At 68.2% G+C, this 18,283-nt stretch carries 18 protein-coding genes; 11 read left to right on the top strand and 7 right to left on the bottom strand.

Annotated features, from left to right (window positions below; translation table 11 throughout):
- Positions 1-20 precede the first annotated feature (20 nt).
- Positions 21-695, bottom strand: a complete 675-nt coding sequence (gene crp / locus A5773_RS00465) for a cAMP-activated global transcriptional regulator CRP (protein ID WP_044508824.1) — start codon at positions 693-695, stop codon at positions 21-23.
- 98 nt (positions 696-793) lie between these two features.
- Positions 794-1,189 (bottom strand): hypothetical protein, encoded by a 396-nt coding sequence (locus A5773_RS00460; protein WP_066955686.1) that lies wholly within the window; start codon positions 1,187-1,189, stop codon positions 794-796.
- 173 nt (positions 1,190-1,362) lie between these two features.
- Between A5773_RS00460 and nth the strand changes: the two genes are divergently transcribed.
- From nth to marP, 4 genes are read left to right on the top strand one after another with little or no spacing between them, the layout of a single operon-like run.
- Complete coding sequence (nth, locus tag A5773_RS00455) at positions 1,363-2,043, top strand: endonuclease III (RefSeq protein ID WP_067262746.1); 681 nt, start codon at positions 1,363-1,365, stop codon at positions 2,041-2,043.
- Between the two features lie 12 nt (positions 2,044-2,055).
- Entirely contained in the window at positions 2,056-2,703 is a 648-nt protein-coding gene (locus A5773_RS00450) for a TlpA disulfide reductase family protein (protein WP_066955680.1), read from the top strand.
- A 29-nt stretch (positions 2,704-2,732) separates the two neighbouring features.
- Positions 2,733-3,557 carry a CoA pyrophosphatase gene (locus tag A5773_RS00445; protein WP_066955677.1) on the top strand — a complete coding sequence of 275 codons (825 nt, stop codon included), beginning with the start codon at positions 2,733-2,735 and terminating at the stop codon, positions 3,555-3,557.
- Between the two features lie 11 nt (positions 3,558-3,568).
- On the top strand, positions 3,569-4,762 hold the full coding sequence (gene marP, locus A5773_RS00440; protein ID WP_156664312.1) for an acid resistance serine protease MarP: 1,194 nt from the start codon (positions 3,569-3,571) through the stop codon (positions 4,760-4,762).
- On the opposite strand, the gene A5773_RS00435 is transcribed toward marP, so the two are convergent.
- Together A5773_RS00435 and A5773_RS00430 are read right to left on the bottom strand one after the other, a co-directional pair.
- Positions 4,755-5,708 carry an alpha/beta fold hydrolase gene (locus tag A5773_RS00435; RefSeq protein ID WP_067262739.1) on the bottom strand — a complete coding sequence of 318 codons (954 nt, stop codon included), beginning with the start codon at positions 5,706-5,708 and terminating at the stop codon, positions 4,755-4,757. The genes marP and A5773_RS00435 overlap by 8 nt on opposite strands.
- Positions 5,709-6,236, bottom strand: a complete 528-nt coding sequence (locus A5773_RS00430; protein ID WP_066955668.1) for a phage holin family protein — start codon at positions 6,234-6,236, stop codon at positions 5,709-5,711. It abuts the gene before it with no gap.
- Between the two features lie 351 nt (positions 6,237-6,587).
- Here A5773_RS00430 and A5773_RS00425 point away from each other — a divergent pair, with 351 nt between their 5' ends.
- Positions 6,588-7,286: a peptidase gene (locus tag A5773_RS00425; protein WP_066955665.1), complete on the top strand. Its 699-nt coding sequence runs from the start codon at positions 6,588-6,590 to the stop codon at positions 7,284-7,286.
- A 12-nt stretch (positions 7,287-7,298) separates the two neighbouring features.
- Here the strand turns inward: A5773_RS00425 and acs are convergent, their stop codons facing one another.
- A complete protein-coding gene (gene acs / locus A5773_RS00420; RefSeq protein ID WP_067788854.1) occupies positions 7,299-9,257 on the bottom strand; it encodes an acetate--CoA ligase in 1,959 nt (652 codons plus the stop codon).
- Positions 9,258-9,372: 115 nt separating this feature from the next.
- Here acs and A5773_RS00415 point away from each other — a divergent pair, with 115 nt between their 5' ends.
- Positions 9,373-9,915, top strand: a complete 543-nt coding sequence (locus tag A5773_RS00415) for a DUF4232 domain-containing protein (protein ID WP_197505409.1) — start codon at positions 9,373-9,375, stop codon at positions 9,913-9,915.
- A gap of 6 nt (positions 9,916-9,921) precedes the next feature.
- Here A5773_RS00415 and A5773_RS00410 read toward each other — a convergent pair whose 3' ends face one another.
- Complete coding sequence (locus tag A5773_RS00410) at positions 9,922-10,749, bottom strand: hypothetical protein (RefSeq protein WP_067262735.1); 828 nt, start codon at positions 10,747-10,749, stop codon at positions 9,922-9,924.
- A 75-nt stretch (positions 10,750-10,824) separates the two neighbouring features.
- Between A5773_RS00410 and A5773_RS00405 the strand changes: the two genes are divergently transcribed.
- From A5773_RS00405 to A5773_RS00385, 5 genes are read left to right on the top strand one after another with little or no spacing between them, the layout of a single operon-like run.
- Entirely contained in the window at positions 10,825-12,456 is a 1,632-nt protein-coding gene (locus tag A5773_RS00405) for an ABC transporter substrate-binding protein (RefSeq protein WP_067262731.1), read from the top strand.
- 3 nt (positions 12,457-12,459) lie between these two features.
- On the top strand, positions 12,460-13,386 hold the full coding sequence (locus A5773_RS00400; RefSeq protein ID WP_067262727.1) for an ABC transporter permease: 927 nt from the start codon (positions 12,460-12,462) through the stop codon (positions 13,384-13,386).
- Positions 13,379-14,242 carry an ABC transporter permease gene (locus A5773_RS00395; protein ID WP_067788851.1) on the top strand — a complete coding sequence of 288 codons (864 nt, stop codon included), beginning with the start codon at positions 13,379-13,381 and terminating at the stop codon, positions 14,240-14,242. The genes A5773_RS00400 and A5773_RS00395 overlap by 8 nt, the downstream gene beginning before the upstream one ends.
- Positions 14,239-15,855 (top strand): ABC transporter ATP-binding protein, encoded by a 1,617-nt coding sequence (locus A5773_RS00390; protein WP_067262884.1) that lies wholly within the window; start codon positions 14,239-14,241, stop codon positions 15,853-15,855. Before A5773_RS00395 ends, A5773_RS00390 begins: the two co-directional genes overlap by 4 nt.
- A 22-nt stretch (positions 15,856-15,877) precedes the next feature.
- On the top strand, positions 15,878-16,636 hold the full coding sequence (locus A5773_RS00385) for an oxidoreductase (protein WP_066955647.1): 759 nt from the start codon (positions 15,878-15,880) through the stop codon (positions 16,634-16,636).
- 440 nt (positions 16,637-17,076) lie between these two features.
- On the opposite strand, the gene A5773_RS00380 is transcribed toward A5773_RS00385, so the two are convergent.
- Entirely contained in the window at positions 17,077-17,922 is an 846-nt protein-coding gene (locus A5773_RS00380; protein WP_066955644.1) for an HAD-IB family hydrolase, read from the bottom strand.
- Positions 17,923-18,283 lie beyond the last annotated feature (361 nt).

Raw genomic sequence — 18,283 nt, 5'->3', positions numbered from 1 at the left:
TCTCGACGCAATTCGCGCGCTTACCTCGCGCGCCTCGCGAGCCTTTCGGAGTCCGAAATCAGCACACTCTTGCCTTCCAGACGGATCCAGCCGCGGTGGGCGAAATCGGCCAGCGCCTTGTTCACCGTCTCCCGGGACGCCCCCACCAGCTGGGCGATCTCCTCCTGGGTCAGGTCGTGGGTGACGCGCATGGCGCCACCCTCCTGGGTGCCGAACCGCTGGGCGAGCTGCAGCAGCTGCTTGGCCACCCGGCCGGGCACATCGGTGAAGATGAGGTCGGCCAGATTGTTGTTGGTGCGGCGCAGCCGGCGGGCCAGCACCCGCAGCAGCTGCTCGGCGATCTCGGGACGGTCGGCGATCCACGCCCGCAACGCGTCGCGGTCCATCGACACGGCGCGCACTTCGGTGATGGTGGTGGCGCTGGAAGTCCGTGGGCCGGGGTCGAAAATAGACAACTCGCCGAACATGTCCGACGGGCCCATGATCGTCAGCAGGTTCTCCCGGCCATCGGGTGAGCGACGGCCGATCTTGACCTTCCCCGAGACGATGATGTACAGCCGATCACCCGGCTCGCCTTCGGCGAAGACCGTGTGCCCACGGGGAAAGTCGACGGGTTGCAGTTGCTTGGTCAGCGCGGCGACCGCGCCGGGCTCAACCCCTTGGAAGATTCCTGCCCTTGCCAGGATCTCGTCCACGTTGCCTCTTCAGCTTTCCAATGATTTGTGTACGGGCAGGTTAATCCCTTGCTCGCGTGATGAGTCTAGCGGTAGGACATTTTGTCCAACGTGCAACGCTACACACGATTGACGTGTCGAGTGGCCTTAAACTGCGGATTGATCTGCGAATGCGCTTGTATTCGCGTCGGCAATGTCAGCTCGGCAGGGTCAATGAAGCTGGCGGCAAACGACGGCGCCGCATGCCGCGGCCCGGCCGTCAGCCCGGCCAGCGCGGCCTCGGAAAGTTCCCGGGCCTCGCGCCGGTGCAGAAATTCCACCGCCTCCGGCATGCCCTCCCGGGCCAGGGTGCGCACGTCGACAAGTTCGGCGTACTCGAAAAGCTCGGTGACCGCGAGCATGGTGACGTCTTCGCGGGCGAGCCCCCGTTCGAGCCGCCCCAATCCGAGCGCCGCCAGCATCAGCAACGCCGGAACGCAGGCCACCAGCAACCACGACACAAGGAGAGTAAACATGGACTTCAATCAACACGTGGTCTCGGCGAGATCACGAAATCAGTACTCTGTCGTAGGTGACAGCGGCAAAGTCGTCCGGGCGCTCGAAGTCCACCTCGGTCCCACCGGGTGGCAACGGTGCACGGCGCTGGTCTGAGGAGACGCGGGCCGGCTTGGTGCGGCGGGCCCGCCGGATGAATCGGGCGCTGGCGCAGGCGTTTCCGGACGCGCACTGCGAGCTGGACTTCACCACGCCGCTGGAGCTGACCGTCGCCACGATCCTTTCCGCGCAGAGCACGGACAAACGGGTGAACCTGACCACGCCGGCGTTGTTCAAGCGGTACCCGTCGGCGCTGGACTATGCGCAGGCGGATCGCGACGAACTGGAAGCCCTGATCCGTCCGACGGGGTTTTTCCGCAATAAGGCGACCTCCCTCATCGGCCTCGGGCAGGCGCTGGTCGAACGGTTTGACGGCGAGGTGCCTTCCACCATGGAGGAACTGGTCACGCTGCCCGGGGTGGGCCGCAAGACCGCCAACGTCATCCTGGGCAACGCCTTTGGCGTCCCCGGCATCACGGTCGACACCCACTTCGCGCGGCTGCTGCACAGGTGGCGCTGGACCAGCGACAAGGACCCGGTGAAGATCGAGCGCGCGGCCGGCGAACTGATCGAACGCAGCGAGTGGACCATGTTGAGCCACCGCGTGATCTTCCACGGCCGCCGGGTGTGCCACGCGCGCAAGCCGGCCTGCGGTGTGTGCGTGGTGGCCAAGGACTGCCCCTCCTTCGGCCTCGGCCCCACCGAACCGCTACTGGCCGCGCCCCTGGTGCGGGGCCCGGAAACCGAGCACCTGCTGGCCCTGGCCGGCCTGTAGGCGCCTACCACCTTGACGCGGACCACGCGCTGGACCATCGCGATCCTCGCGGTGGTGGCGGCGCTGGCGGCGGCCCTCGTCGCCCAGCTGCGCGACGAGTCCGCGCCGGCCCCGAAGCCCGGCACGGCCGTGAGCCCACCCGACCGCGAACACCGCGACGCCGACACGGCGGCCGCGCTGGCGGGTCCGCGGCAACGGGCCGACCTGGCGCCCTGTCCCGCCGCCGGTGATGGCCCGGGCCCCCCCGCGCTGCGCGGTGTCACGGCCGAGTGTGCCGCCGACGGTTCGGTTGTCGACGTCGCCCGCGCGCTGGCCGGGCGGCGGGTGGTCCTCAACTTATGGGCGTATTGGTGCGCGCCGTGTGCGGCCGAACTGCCCGCGATGGCCGAGTATCAACGGCGAGTCGGGTCTGACGTGATGGTGGTGACGGTGCATCAGGACGAGAACGAGACGGCCGCGTTGCTGCGGCTGGCCGAACTGGGCGTTCGGCTGCCAACCCTGCAGGACGGTCGCCGGCGGGTCGCGGCGGCGCTGGGCGTGGTAAACGTGATGCCCGCGACGGTGGTTCTGCGGCCGGACGGTAGCGTTGCCCAGATGCTGCCGCGGGCCTTCGACAGCGCCGACGAGATCGCCGCCGCGGTCGGAAATGACAAGGGATAAGCCGAAAATTGGACCGACTGGAGCGCCCCGTGAGTGTTGGGGGTACCCCCCCGCCCGCGGGAGGTGGTAACCGCACCCACGCGCGCGGGACGGTGGCGCTGAGCCCCGACGCCTCCCCGCCGTGGCTGCGCCCCCTGGTCGACAACGTCGAGCGGATGCCGGACGCGTACCGGCGCCGGCTGCCGGCCGACGTGCTGGCGATGATCACCGGCAAGGCCGCGTCGTCTTTGTCGGCGATGCGCGGCAGCGGTCGCGAAGCCGCAGTCTTGGTGCTGTTCTCGGGCCCGGAGACCGCGCCGGCCGACGGCGGAGTCCCCGACGACGCCGACCTCCTGGTCACCGTGCGGGCCTCGACCTTGCGCCACCACGCCGGCCAGGCGGCGTTTCCCGGCGGCGCCTCCGATCCCACCGATGACGGCCCGGTCACCACCGCCTTGCGCGAAGCCCAGGAGGAAACCGGGATCGACGTTTCGCGGTTGCGTCCCTTGGTCACCATGGAGCGCACGTTCATTGCGCCGTCGCGGTTTCACGTCGTCCCGGTGCTGGCCTACTCGCCGGATCCCGGGCCGGTGGCCGTCGTCAACGAGGCCGAAACCGCGATCGTGGCGCGAGTTCCGTTGCGCGCCTTCATAAACCCGGCCAACCGGCTGATGGTCTACCGGGGTGACCTCGGCCGCCGGTGGGCCGGCCCGGCGTTTCTGCTGAACGAGATGCTGGTCTGGGGATTCACTGGCCAGGTGATCTGTGCGATGCTCGACGTCGCCGGCTGGGCCCAGCCCTGGGACATCACCGACGTCCGCGAGCTGGACGCGGCGATGGCGCTGGTCGGCGAGCAGGGCGGCCCCACCCGATGAACATGAACTCGATGACCCCGTCACAGTGGCTTGACGTGGCCGTGCTGTCGGTCGCCTTCATCGCGGCCGTATCGGGCTGGCGTTCCGGCGCGGTGGGGTCGCTGTTCTCGTTCGTGGGTGTGTTGCTGGGCGCGATCGCGGGCGTGCTGCTGGCGCCCCACCTCGTCAGCCACATCGCCGCGCCGCGGGCCAAGTTGTTCGCCGCCCTCTTCCTGATCCTGGCGCTGGTCGTCGTCGGCGAGGTCGCGGGAGTGGTGCTGGGGCGGGCGGTTCGCGGCGCGATCCGCAGCCGCACGATCCGGACGGTCGACTCGTTCATCGGGGTGGGCGTCCAGCTCGTGGTGGTGTTGACCGCGGCGTGGTTGTTGGCGACGCCGCTGACCCAGTCCAAGGACCAGCCCGAGCTGGCCGCCGCGGTCCGCGGCTCGCGGGTGCTGGCCCAGGTCAACGAGGTCGCCCCGCCGTGGCTGAAGACGGTGCCCAAGCGGTTGTCGGCATTGCTGAACACCTCCGGCCTGCCGGCGGTGCTGGAGCCGTTCAGCCGGACTCCGGTGATTCCGGTCGCCTCGCCCGATCCCGCGCTGGCCAGCAATCCGGTGGTGCAGGCCACCGCGGCCAGCGTCGTCAAGGTTCGCAGCCTGGCGCCGAGCTGTCAGAAAGTGTTGGAGGGCAGCGGATTTGTGATCGCTCCCGACCGTGTGATGACCAACGCGCACGTGGTGGCCGGTTCCAACAGCGTGCAGATCTACGCCAGCGGCAGTCCCCTGGACGCCACCGTGGTTTCCTACGATCCGTCGGTCGACATCGCTATCCTTGCCGTCCCCAACCTGCCGCCGCAGCCGCTGGCCTTCGCGTCGGCCGAGGCGAAAACGGGCACAAGCGTTGTGGTGCTGGGGTATCCGGGCGGCGGTAACTTCACCGCGACCCCGGCCCGCATCCGCGAGGTCATCAAGCTCAGCGGACCCGACATCTACCGCGACCCCGCGCCGGTAACCCGCGACGTCTACACCATCAGAGCCAATGTGGAACAAGGCAATTCGGGTGGGCCGTTGATCGACCTCAGCGGTCAGGTGCTCGGCGTGGTGTTCGGCGCGGCCGTCGACGATCCCGACACCGGCTTCGTGTTGACGGCCGACGAGGTGGCCAGTCAGCTCGCCAAAATCGGTGACACTCAGCAGGTGACCACCGGGGCCTGCGTCAGCTGACCACGTAGTCGATGAATTTCATCAAGTGTCTGTTGATTTCCTCAGGCACCTCTTCGTGGCTGAAATGCCCTGCACCGTCGATGGATACGTAACGCCCCTGCGGAGCATAGCGCCGCGTGCGGTTGACCGGGTCGGCCAGCACGTAGGGATCGGCGTCGCCGCGCAGGTGCAGCAGCGGCACGCTGAGTTGCCGGCCCATCGATTTCATGAAGCGGCGGCCTTCGTCACGCAGCTGACTGCGCACCGCCCAGCGCTGGTACTCCAGAGCGCAGTGCGCCGCCGACGGAATCTGGATGGCCATCCGCAGGTAACCGATGGATTCGGAAAAGTCCTCGGAGGCAACCCATTTGGGGCAGCTACGGCTGCGGACCAGGCGCTCGATCTCCGCCGCGTTGTCGCGGGTCAGCAGGCGCTCCGGCCAGATCGGCACTTGATAGCGCAGTAACGTCGGCAGCAGTGCATACCCCTGGTCGCGCCGGGTCAGCGTGGACCGGCGCAGCGCCGCCGGGTGCGGCGAGCTGATCAGCGCGATGGCCGACACCAATCGCGCGTGCAGCAGCGCGGTGGCCCAGCAGGCCAGCCCGCCGTCGGCGTGACCGACGAGCATCGCCGACGAGTGTCCCAGCGCCCGAATGAGGCCGGCCGTGTCGCCGGCCAGCGTCCAGCCGTCGTAGCCGCGGGGCGGCTTATCGCTGCCGCCGTAGCCGCGCAGGTCGACTGCTACCACCCGCGCCCCGGTCAGTCCCCGCAATTGATGACGCCACGACCACCAGAACGAACCGAAACCGTGCAGCAGCATCACCAGCGGCCCGGCCGTGGGCGGTGCGGTCGTGTCAGCGCCGGTGGGTAGGGCCTCGACCACGTGGAACCGGATGCCGTTGGCGTGCACGTCGAAATGGCGCCACGGCCCGTCGATGCGGGTTACCGACGGATCCGGCGGTGCCATTTACCAACCCGATGGATCGGTTTCGGGCTTTTCGTGCCTGCCACGGTCGGCGAGCTGCTTGGGGGCGCCCTGCGCCTTGTCGTGGCCCGGGGTGAGCGCGGTGCGCGTCTCCTTGACCGATTCGATCGTCTCCCGCGGTCCCCGGATCCGGCGCACCTTGAGGAAGCCCAGCAGGGCCAGCAGCGCCCCGACCACCACCTGGACCGCGAACACGATCAGGAACGCCACCCAGCGCCAGAGCCAGGTGTCGAGCAGTTCGGCGACGAAGAAGAAGAAAAAGAACGTGGAGTAGAACAGCACCACCAGCGCGGCGATGAAGAAGACGCTGCCGGTCAAGCCCTTTTTCACGTCCCGGGTGATCTCCGCCCGCGCCAATTCGACCTCGGCGCGCACCAGCGTGGAGACCTGCGTGGTGGCGTCCTTGATCAGGTCACCGATCGAGGGCTCGGCGGGCCGGGCGTGCGGGTCGGTCAGGGGGATCGTGGTCAGGGTGCTGGGCACACCGTTCTTGCCATCGGGTTTGCTCACAGACGGTCCCCTCTTTCGTCACTGCCCGGCGCTGTCGTCGCGGTTCATGTTGCCATGCGGCGTGATGCCAGACGAGGCCAGCCGAAGGCGGCGGCCGGCCCGGCGCCTGTCGGAGGTCGACCGGCGGCGTCGCGAGGGCGTTCAACCAGATGCCCACGCGGACAGTTTCCAAACCTCTATGGGGTCAGCGAGCCGCCGTGCCGTGGGGTTTCATTCCGCTCAGATGCGCAACGGGCACAACGGGAGCGGTCGGTGCGGGCCTTCGGCCGCGCTGGGCACGGCGAACGGGACGCCCGGCCGACTAGAATGGTCACGCCGGTCCGGGTCCGGCCTGTCGATGGGAGTGGTGCTGTGCAGACGGCGCACCGGTGCTTCGCGGCGGCAATCGCGGCGGTGCTCCTGGTCCTGGTGGGCTGCCCCGCTCGCGCCGCGGCCGCCGATGTCCGGATCCCGATGGGCGGTGGCGCCGGCATCGTGATCAACGGGGACACGATGTGCACCCTGACGACCATCGGGGGCGATGCCGCCGGTGAGCTGATCGGTTTCACCTCCGCGCACTGCGGTGGTCCGGGCGCGCAGGTGGCCGCCGAGGGCGCCGAGAACGCCGGCGTGCTGGGCACCATGGTGGCCGGCAACGACAACCTCGACTACGCCGTCATCAAATTCGATCCCGCCAAGGTGACGCCGACGGCCAACTACAACGGCTTCGCGATCAATGGCCTCGGCCCGGATCCGGCCTTCGGTGAGATCGCCTGCAAGCAGGGCCGAACCACCGGAAACTCGTGCGGGGTCACCTGGGGACCGGGCCAGGACCCGGGGACCATCGTCATGCAGGTCTGTGGCCAGCCGGGGGACTCCGGGGCGCCGGTGACCGTGAACAACCTGCTGGTCGGCATGATCCACGGGGCGTTCAGCGACAACCTGCCGACCTGCGTCATCAAGTACATTCCGCTGCACACGCCTGCGGTCGTCCAGTCGTTCAACGCGGTCCTGGCCGACATCAATGCCAAGCACCGGCCCGGTGCCGGGTTCACGCCGCTACCGGCCTAGCCGGCCTGAGTGCTACTTGGCGGCTTGGATCGCGTCGAAGACGCTGGCGTCGAGCAGCGTCGATGTGTCACCCAGCTCGCGGTTTTCGGCGATGTCGCGCAGTAGCCTGCGCATGATCTTGCCGCTGCGGGTCTTGGGCAGCTCTGGCACCACGTGAATCTCACGTGGCTTGGCGATGGGGGAGATCTCCCGGGCCACCTCGGCGCGCAGTTCGTCGACGACCCCGTCGTGCACCTCGTACTCGGCGCACAAGACGACGAACGCGCAGACGGCTTGGCCCGTGGTCTCGTCGGTCTTCGCGACCACCGCGGCCTCGGCCACCCCGTGGTGACCGACCAGCGCCGACTCCAGTTCGGCGCTCGAGAGCCGATGCCCCGAAACGTTCATCACGTCGTCGATGCGGCCCACCACCCAGATGGCGCCGTCGCGGTCGTAATAGGCGCTGTCGCCCGCGAAGTACCAGCCCTGCTCGGCGAACCGGGACCAGTACGTCTCGACGTATCGGTCGGGATCACCCCAGATGCCGCGCAGCATGGACGGCCACGGTTGATCCAGGACCAGGTAGCCGGTGACGTGCTCGCCCTTGTGGATGCCCGGCACCAGCTCGACGCCGTGGTCGTCGACGATCTTCGCCGAAATGCCCGGCAGCGGCCGCATCGCCGAGCCCGGTTTGGCCGCGGCCACCCCGGGCAGCGGGGAGATCATCGCCGCGCCCGTCTCGGTCTGCCACCAGGTGTCCACGATCGGAAGGCGCTCGGCGCCGATCACTTTGCGGTACCAGCGCCACGCCTCGGGGTTGATCGGCTCGCCCACCGTGCCCAGCAGCCGCAGGCTGGACCGGTCATGGGCGTCAGGGATCTCGCGACCCCACTTCATGAACGTCCGGATCAGCGTCGGTGCGGTGTAATAGATTGTCACACCGTACTTTTCGATGATCTCGAAATGGCGGTGCTGGGTGGGTGAGTCGGGCGTGCCCTCGTAGAGAACCTCGGTGGCGCCGTTGGAAAGCGGGCCGTAGACACCGTAGGTGTGCCCGGTTACCCAGCCGATGTCGGCGGTGCACCAGAACACGTCCGTCTCTGGCTTGAGATCGAAGACGTAGTAGTGCGTGTAGGAGGTCTGGGCCAGGTAGCCGCCGCTGGTGTGCACGATGCCTTTGGGCTTTCCGGTGGTGCCGGAGGTGTACAGCAGGAACAACGGCTGCTCGGCATCGAAGGGCTCCGGCGTGTGATCGGGCGACGCGGCGTCGACGGCGTCGTGCCACCACAGGTCCCGATCGTCGTTCCACGACACGTCGATCCCGGTGCGCCGCACCACCAGAACGCGCTCGACGGGACTGTCACCGTCTGTGCCCGACGCGACCGCCTCGTCGGCCGCGTCCTTCAGCGGTGCCGGTTTGCCGCGGCGGAACTGCCCGTCGCTGGTGATCAGCACCTTGGCCTGCGCGTCGGCGATCCGGGCCCGCAGCGCCTTTGCGGTGAAACCGGCGAACACGACGCTGTGCATGACGCCGAGCCGGGCGCAGGCCAGCATCGCGATCACCGCCTCGGGAATCAGCGGCATGTAGATCGCGACCCGATCACCGGCGACCAGGCCCAGGCCGGTCAGCGCGTTGGCCGCCTTGCACACCTGTGCCTGCAGGTCGGCGTAGGTCAGGCTGCGGCTGTCGCCGGGCTCGCCCTCCCAGTGGATGGCCACGCGGTCGCCGTGGCCGGCCTCCACGTGACGGTCCACGCAGTTGTAGGCGACGTTGAGCTTGCCGTCGGCGAACCACTTGGCGAAGGGCGCCTGCGACCAGTCGAGCACCTCGGTGAACGGCGTCGACCAGGAGAGCCGATTGGCCTGCTTGGCCCAGAAGGCCAGCCGGTCCTCGTCGGCCTCGCGGTAGAGCTCCTCACCCGCGTTGGCCTGTTCGGCGAACGCCGGCGGCGGCGGATACGACGACGGGCCTACGGCGTCTGTGGCGGTCACTGGCTTCCTCCTGGTGTCGAGGCTCGTCAATCGTCAGAGAGCCTAGCCCCACAAGGTGAAAAGCGAAGCTGCAAATCGAAGGTCAAAGCCGGCCCCGTAGCGGATAATCACCGGTGTGCCCGGTCACGGGCGGCGCAACCGCCGACTAGCTCCCAGCTTCGCCGCGGCCGCAACGGGTTACGCGGCCACCGCCATGCTGGGATCCCCGGCGTGGGCCATGCCGACCGACACCGCCGACGCGCCCACCCCATGCTGGTCGGACCAGATCGCGGTCACCGCCTCGTCGACGCAGGCCGCGGTCGGCCACCGCGCGGCGACCCTGGTGTTCAGCCTCGCCGGGGGCGCGGAGCCCTGCACGCTGACCGGGTACCCCGGGGTCGACTCGGGCGCGGGCGGGCCGCCCATACACGCCCAGCCCACGCTGCGCGGCTACATGGGGGGCCTGCCGGGGGGCGCCGAGGTGCCGCCCACCGTCATCCTGTCCCTGTCCACCCAGGCGCAGGCCATCGTTGAGGGCACCGCCATCGACGTCAACGGCGAGCCCTGCCCCACCTATACCGAGCTGCTGGTCAACCCGCCGGACACGACCGTGGTGCTGACTGTGCCGGCCGCCATCGATGCCTGCGCGTTGCAGGTGCATCCGGTAACGCCCGTCTGATCGACGTCACGACTCGGCTTGCACCAAGCAGTAGACCCGCGGCGGCGTGGGATACGCGTTGGCCTTTGTCCCCGGCGGACACTGCGTTTCGTCGGCGCTGCCGTCGATGCGCTTGTCGACCCTTAATCTTGCGTAGCGTGCTTCACCGCAATCGGCCGGTGTCAACGTCGTCGTCTCACGCTGGCCCGTCCTCAGGTAGCAGAGTCCTTGTTTGAGGTTCGGGACAAAACACAGCGTGTGGGATTCGTTGGTGAGGCGCGCGTAAACAGAGCCGCCGCGCTTGTTGTCGGGGCACGTCGCCGTCGGCCCGCCTATGGAGGCGAGCTCATAGGTCGCCACAGGATCACCGCAGTCGGTCGGTTGGTTGAGCGAACCCATTTGGACCTCGAATTCGGTGAAGCACTGACCGATTTCGGGCATCGCGGCTCTGGCCGATGGGGTTGGCTGGGCGGTCGTGTGCGAGCCACGATCGTCGCGCGACACGGCGCGCGCAACGTGGACGAGGACGTTCAGCCCGCCCAACGTCAACAGCACGATACCGATGGTGATCAGCGCGATGGCCGACTTGCTCGCCGGCCGCGGTGGCGGTACCGCGGGAGGGTAACCGGGATAGGGCGGTGGAGCGGGATACGGGCCCGGATACTCGATGGCCGGAGGCGGCGGCCGATACGGGTAGCCGGGGTGGTACGGCGGCGGGGACTGCCGACGCCTGCGCGAGCGCTCTAGAAGGCCAATGATCAGACAGACCAAGCCGACTGCGGGAAGGCCGACCGCGAAGATCAATCGGCCGGCTAGCTCAGCCGATTCGTCCGAGGCCAGATACGCGACGGTCACGACGGGATTCTAGGTTGATGAAGTGGGCGCGGGCACTTCACCGACCGCGGGTGGCAGGCCCTAGGGTCGGGTGTCATGCGTCGCATGCGGGCCCTTTCCGCCGGGATGGCGGCCGCCGGCTTCCTGGCGGTCGCGTCGCTGGCCGCGTGCGGCGGCGGCGCGTTGACCCCTGAGTCGGTGGTGGTGAACGGCGGTGAACCGCCGAACCCGCTGATTCCGACCGGCACGAACGACAGCCTCGGCGGGCGGATCCTGGATCGGCTGTTCGCCGGTTTGGTGTCCTACGACTCCGCGGGCAAGCCGTCGCCGGAGGTGGCGCAGTCGGTAGAGACAACCGACAACATCGACTACCGAATCATCCTCAAGCCCGGCTGGAAGTTCACCGACGGCTCACCGGTGACGGCCCATTCGTTCGTCGACGCGTGGAACTACGGGGCGCTGAGTACCAATGCCCAACTGCAACAAAGCTTCTTCAGCCCGATCGTCGGGTACGACGAGGTCGCCGGCCTGACCGGTGGCGGAAAGCCGACCCGGACCACCATGTCCGGGCTGCAAGTGGTCAACGATCTCGAGTTCGATGTGCGGCTCAAGGCGCCGACCGTCGACTTCACGTTGCGGCTTGGACACAATGCGTTCTACCCGTTACCGGACAAGGCTTTTCGGGACATGGCCGCGTTCGGCCGCAACCCGGTCGGCAACGGGCCGTACGAGTTGGCGAACGGTCCCGACGGGCCGGCCTGGGAACACAACGTCAAGATCGACTTGAAACCCAACCCCGACTACCACGGCAATCGCAAACCCCACAACAAAGGTCTGAGGTTCGAGTTCTACGCCAACCTGGACACCGCCTACGCCGATCTGCTGTCCGGCAATCTGGATGTGCTGGACACGATTCCGTCCAGCGCGCTGACGATCTACCAGCGTGACCTCGGCGGCAACGCCGCGAGTGGGCCCGTCGCGGTCAGCCAATCGCTCGACACGCCATTGCGGTTGCCGCACTTCGGCGGCGCAGAAGGCCGACTGCGCCGCCTGGCGCTGTCGGCGGCCATCAACCGGCCGCAGATCTGCCAGCAGATCTTCAACGGCACCCGCAGCCCGGCCCGCGATTTCACCGCCAGCTCGTTGCCCGGCTTCGATCGGAACATCCCGGGCAGCGCCGCATTGGACTTCAACCCCGAACGGGCACGCCAACTTTGGGCGCAGGCCAACGCGATTTCGCCCTGGAGCGGGCGGTACTGGATCGCATACAACGCCGACAGCGGCCATCAGGAATGGGTGGACGCGGTGGCCAACAGCATCAAGAACGTGCTGGGCATCGACGCCGTCGGCGCGCCGCACCCCACGTTCGCGGGCTTCCGCACCCAGATCACCAACCGCACCATCGATACCGCGTTCCGCGCGGGCTGGATCGGTGACTACCCGTCGATGATCGAATTCCTGGCCCCGCTGTACGCCACGGGGGCGGGATCCAATGACGTCGGGTACTCGAGCCGGGAATTCGACGCCGGGTTGGCCGCCGCCGAGGCCGCGCCAAATCTGCAGCAAGCGGATGTGCTGGTCAACGAGGCACAGCGAATCCTGTTGCACGACATGCCCGCTGTGCCGCTGTGGTACTACATCGCGGTGGTCGGATGGTCGCCACAGGTCGGTAGCGTCAAGCTCACCTGGAACGGTCTGCCCGACTACGAGAACATCGTCAAGGCTTGACAGATGGGTTGGTACATCGCGCGCCGGATCGCCGTCATGGTGCCCGTCTTCCTCGGCGCCACGCTGCTGATCTACGGCATGGTCTTCCTGTTGCCCGGTGACCCGGTGGCCGCGATCGCCGGGGACCGCCCGCTCACGCCCGAGGTCGCCGCGCAACTGCGGGCCCGCTACCACCTCGACGATCCGTTCCTGGTGCAGTACCTCCGCTACCTCGGCGGCGTGCTGCACGGCGACTTGGGCCGGTCCTACTCCGGGTTGCCGGTGAGTGACGTTCTCGCACATGCCTTTCCGGTGACGGTGCGGCTGGCGCTGATAGCCCTGGCCGTCGAGGCGGTGCTGGGCATCGGGTTCGGCGTGATCGCCGGACTGCGCACGGGGGGAGGCTTCGATTCCACCGTCCTGATCGCCGGACTCGTCATCATCGCGATCCCCATTTTCGTCCTGGGGTTCCTTGCCCAATTCGTTTTCGGGGTGCGGTTGGGCATCGCACCGGTCACCGTGGGGGAGCGCTCGACGTTCGGGCGTCTGCTGCTACCCGGCATCGTGCTGGGCTCGGTGTCGTTCGCCTATGTGGTGCGGCTGACCAGGTCCGCGGTGGCCGCCAACGCGCACGCCGATTACGTCCGCACCGCCACCGCCAAGGGGTTGTCCCGGCAGCGCGTGGTGACGGTGCACATCCTGCGCAATTCGCTGATCCCGGTGATCACCTTCCTGGGCGCCGACCTGGGGGCGCTGATGGGCGGAGCCATTGTGACGGAAGGCATCTTCAACATCCACGGCGTCGGCGGTGTGCTGTATCAGGCCGTCACCCGGCAGGAGGCGCCGACAGTGGTGTCGATAGTCACGGTGCTGGTGCTGATCTACCTGATCACCAATCTGGCGGTGGACCTGCTGTACGCCGCGCTGGACCCGAGGATCCGGTATGGCTGAGCGGTCGGGTTTTTGGCGCGACACGTGGCGCGGGCTGCGCGGCCGCCCGAAGTTCGTCGTGGCCGGCCTGCTGATCCTGTTCATCGTCGCGGTCGCGATGTTTCCGGCGTTGTTCACCGGGGCCGACCCCACCTACGCCGACCCCGGCCAGAGCCTCCTTCCGCCCTCGAGCGCGCACTGGTTCGGCACCGACCTGCAGGGTCACGACGTCTACGCCCGCACCGTCTACGGCGCGCGGGCCTCGGTCACCGTCGGGTTGGGGGCTGCCCTGGTCGTGTTCGTCGTCGGCGGTGCGCTCGGCGCAGTGGCCGGGTTCTACGGAGGCTGGATCGACGCGGTGGTCTCCCGCATCAGCGACGTGTTCTTCGGCCTGCCGCTGCTGCTGGCCGCCATCGTGCTCATGCAGGTCATGCACCACCGCACGGTGTGGACCGTGATCGCCATCCTGGCCTTGTTCGGCTGGCCGCAGATCGCCCGCATCGCGCGCGGATCGGTGCTCGCAGTGCGCAGCAGCGATTACGTGCTCGCCTCGAAAGCGCTGGGGCTGGGCCGCTTTCAAATTCTGGTGCGCCACGCAATGCCCAACGCCCTTGGTCCGGTCATCGCGATGGCCACCATCGCCCTGGGCGTTTTCATCGTCACCGAGGCCACGCTGTCCTACCTGGGCGTCGGACTGCCAACGTCGGTGGTGTCCTGGGGCGGCGACATCAACCTCGACCAGACGCGGTTGCGGGCGGGCTCACCCATCCTGTTCTATCCCGCCGGCGCACTGGCGACCACGGTGCTGGCCTTCATGATGATGGGCGACGCATTGCGCGACGCCCTCGATCCGGCGTCGCGGGCGTGGCGGCCATGAACGACACGCCGCTGCTGTCGGTCGAGGGCCTCAAAGTAGGCTTCGGCGATCACGCTGCGGTCCGCGGCGTCGATTTCACCGTCTTGGGGGGCCACACGGTCGCGGTGGTGGGCGAGTCGGGATCGGGGAAGTCCACCACGGCGGCGGCGATCCTCGGGCTGCTTCCCCCCGGCGGCCGAATTACCGCCGGGCGCATCGTCTTCGACGGATCGGACATCGCCCGGGCCGACCGCCGGACGCTGCGCTCCATCAGGGGGCGCCAGATCGGCTACATACCCCAGGACCCGATGACCAACCTCAACCCGGTTTGGAAGGTCGGATTCCAGGTATCGGAAGCGTTGCGGGCCAACACCTCCGACCGGCGGACGCGGCGGCGCGCGGTGGAGCTGCTCGCGCAGGCGGGCATGGCGGACCCGGCGAAACAAGCGGGTCGCTATCCCCATCAGCTGTCCGGCGGCATGTGTCAACGGGCCCTGATCGCGATCGGGTTGGCGGGACGGCCGCGGCTGCTGATCGCCGATGAGCCGACGTCCGCGCTCGACGTCACCGTCCAGCGCCAGGTGCTCGACCACCTGCAGGAGCTCACCGCGGAGCTCGGCACCGCGCTGCTGTTGATCACCCACGACCTGGCGCTAGCCGCCGAACGCGCCGAGTCCGTCGTCGTGATGCGCGAGGGCGTCGTGGTGGAATCCGGTGCGACGCGGTCGATCTTGCGGGAGCCGCGGCACGAGTACACCCGGCGGCTGGTGGCCGCCGCGCCGTCGCTGACGGTGCACAGCCCGGCCCGGCAGCGTCCGGCGGATCGCGGGGCGTCCGACGACATCCTGGTCGCCTCGGAGCTGACCAAGGTCTACCGCGAGTCGCAAGGCGCGCCGTGGCGGCGAGCGGAATTTCGTGCCGTCGACGGGGTTTCGTTTCGGCTGCGGCGGGCGAGCACGCTGGCGATCGCCGGGGAGTCGGGTTCTGGCAAGTCCACCCTGGCGCAGATGGTGCTCGGCCTCCTGCCGGCGAGCTCGGGCACGGTCGTTTTCGACGGCACCCGCATCGACGACGCACTGGGCCGGGATCAGCAATTGGCCTTCCGGCGGCGGGTGCAGCCGGTCTTCCAAAATCCTTACAGCAGCCTGGATCCCATGTACACGGTGTTTCGCGCCATCGAGGAACCGCTGCGCATCCACCGCGTCGGCGACCGCGGGGAACGCGCGCGAGCGGTGCATGAACTCGTCGACCAGGTGGCGCTGCCGTCATCGGTTCTGGGGCGGCTGCCTCGGGAACTGTCGGGTGGCCAACGGCAGCGAGTCGCGATCGCCCGGGCGCTAGCGCTGCGGCCCGAGGTGCTGGTCTGCGACGAGGCGGTCTCCGCGCTCGACGTGCTGGTGCAGGCCCAGATCTTGGATTTGCTGGCCGAGCTGCAGGCCGAACTGGGCCTCACGTACCTGTTCATCAGCCACGACCTGGCGGTGATCCGGCAGATCGCCGACGACGTCTTGGTGATGCGCGCCGGTCGGGTGGTAGAGCAGTCCGCCACCGACGAGCTGTTCACCCGGCCCCGGCACGAATACACCCGCCGGCTGCTGGAGGCCATCCCGCACGTGCCGGCATCCGATCGTTGAAGCCGGGATAGGTTGGCAACCTGTGACGGCTGATCCACTCGCTCCGTTGATGGAGTTGCCGGGCGTCGCCGAGGCCAGCGACCGGGCCCGCGACGCGCTGGGCCGCGCCCACCGGCACCGAGCCAACCTGCGCGGATGGCCGGTGACCGCAGCCGAAGCGGCGTTGCGGGCGGCCCGAGCCTCGTCGGTGCTGGACGGTGGTCCAGTCCGGCTGGAAGACCTCGCGGACGCCGGGGCCGTCAGCGATCCGGTGTTCGGCGGGGCGCTGCGGGTGGCCCAGGCGCTGGAAGGCGGAGAGGGCCCCCTGGTCGGGATTTGGCGGCGGGCACCACTGCAGGCGCTGGCCCGCTTGCACATGCTGGCGGCGGCTGACCAGGTGGACGAGGACCGGCTGGGCCGGCCCCGCGCCGATGCCGGCGTCGGGCCGCGACTGGAGTTGCTGGCGGATTTGGTAAGCGGCGGCACCCAGGCGCCTGCGCCGGTGGTCGCCGCGGTCGCGCACGGCGAACTGCTGACGCTGAAGCCGTTCGGCAGCGCCGACGGTGTGGTCGCCCGCGCGGTGTCGCGGTTGGTGACCATTGCCAGCGGGTTGGATCCACACGGATTGGGTGTGCCCGAGGTGAGTTGGATGCGCCAGCCGGCCGACTATCGCGACGCCGCACAAGGCTTCGCGGACGGCACGCCGGCCGGGGTGGGAGCCTGGCTGGTGCTGTGTTGCCGGGCCATGCGGGCCGGCGCGCAGGAGGCTGTGACGATCGCCGAGTCGCTGTCGAACCGATAGCTGAATCGGTAGCCGGGCGGCCGCAGAAACGCCACCGGACAATACGAAGCGGGCGACGTCCCGAAGTATTCGGTCCGCCGCCCGCTAGCACGGAACTCGGTTACCATGCGTGCATTTCGGGGCTGCGTGGGTTGGCCTCGGCGATCTTGCGATGCTTCCGGTCGCAACCCCACCCAAAGGGCCGTCGACACCGTCCACATTTCGCAATTACGCAGGCCCGCAACACTTCTGCCATTATCGCGGCTATGACTCCGCGTGGGTGCCGAGCACCGTGCTGGGCGCCCGGGTCGGGAGATCGAACCTTCTCCTCCGGATCGACCTAGGCCTCACCGGGCTTCCGTGGTTCCTTTGTACTACTAGACCCTTAGCGCAGCAAGGCCCAATTTTGCAAAAATTGCGAAGCCATGCCGAAATGTGTTTGCTGACTTCCTTGGCCGGGGCTAGAACGCGAAGCGGCGCAACAGCGAATAGGTGACCGCGCCGGCGGCCAGCGCACTGACGCCCACCGCCGCGGTCGTCGCGATCGCCGCCCCCGACGGCGCCGGGATGCGGTCGCGCAGCGATACCGGTCGCGAAAACGACAGCACCGGCCAACCACGTTCGACGGCTTCCCGGCGCAATCCGCGGTCTGGATTCACCACGCTGGGATGGCCGACGGATTCGAGCATCGGCAGGTCGGTGATCGAGTCGGAGTACGCGTAGCAATGCTCCAGCGGGTAGCCCTCGCGGGCGGCCAGCTCGCGGATCGCTTGCACCTTGCCCTCGCCGTAGCAGTAGAACGCTATCTCGCCGGTGTACCGGCCGTCCTCGACGACCATGCGGGTTGCCATCGCGTGGGTGGCGCCGAGCGCCCGCGCGATCGGAGCCACGATCTCCTCGCCGGAGGCGGAGACCACCACCACGTCGCGGCCGCACAGTTTGTGGGCGGCGATCAGGTCCGCGGCTTCGGCGAATACCAGCGGCGTGACTATGTCGTGCAGCGTCTCGTTGACGATCGACTTGACCTGATCGACATCCCACCCGGTGACCATGTTGGTCATATGGAGGCGCATCCGGTCCATCTGGTCATGATCGGCACCGGAGAGCAGATAGATGAACTGCGCGTAGCTCGACTTGAGCACGGCGCGGCGGTTCAGCAGTCCCTGGTTGAAGAACGGTTTGCTGAACGCCAGCGTGCTGGACTTGGCGATGATCGTCTTGTCCAGATCGAAGAAGGCCGCGGTGCGGGCCCGGGAAGCGGACGTTGCCGCCGTGTGCTGCTCCGCGGCCGGGTCGAAGACGGTCACCGACCCAGCATAGGTCGGTCGCGCGGCGGCGCCGAGATTCTGGGCCCGAAAAGGCCGCTCAGCAAAGTGGGACCGCTGGTAACGCCAGTGTTTTTGCGGCTCAACGTGTTCTTTCATAGAAAGAGCTATTGCGTTATCGCGGCTTGTCATGTGTATAGTAAGCATTACTCGGCCTGAGCCGAGGGTGTATCAGCCCGACCCCCCGGGGCTGATGCACGACGACCCTCGCCTCCTCCCCCCCCTGGCGGGGGTCGTCCCTTTTCTGGGGTATTTTTCAGGTCTTTTCAAGGCCGGTTCCGCGCATACGGACCGCGCGACGCGACCGCTCAATTGGTTGCGGACATTCCATCTCCTTTACGCC

It is taken from the genome of Mycobacterium sp. 852014-52450_SCH5900713 (assembly GCF_001667075.1).
Lineage (GTDB): Bacteria > Actinomycetota > Actinomycetes > Mycobacteriales > Mycobacteriaceae > Mycobacterium.
The sequence above is the reverse complement of the archived record's forward strand: the minus strand, read 5'-3'. Positions and strand labels throughout refer to the sequence as shown.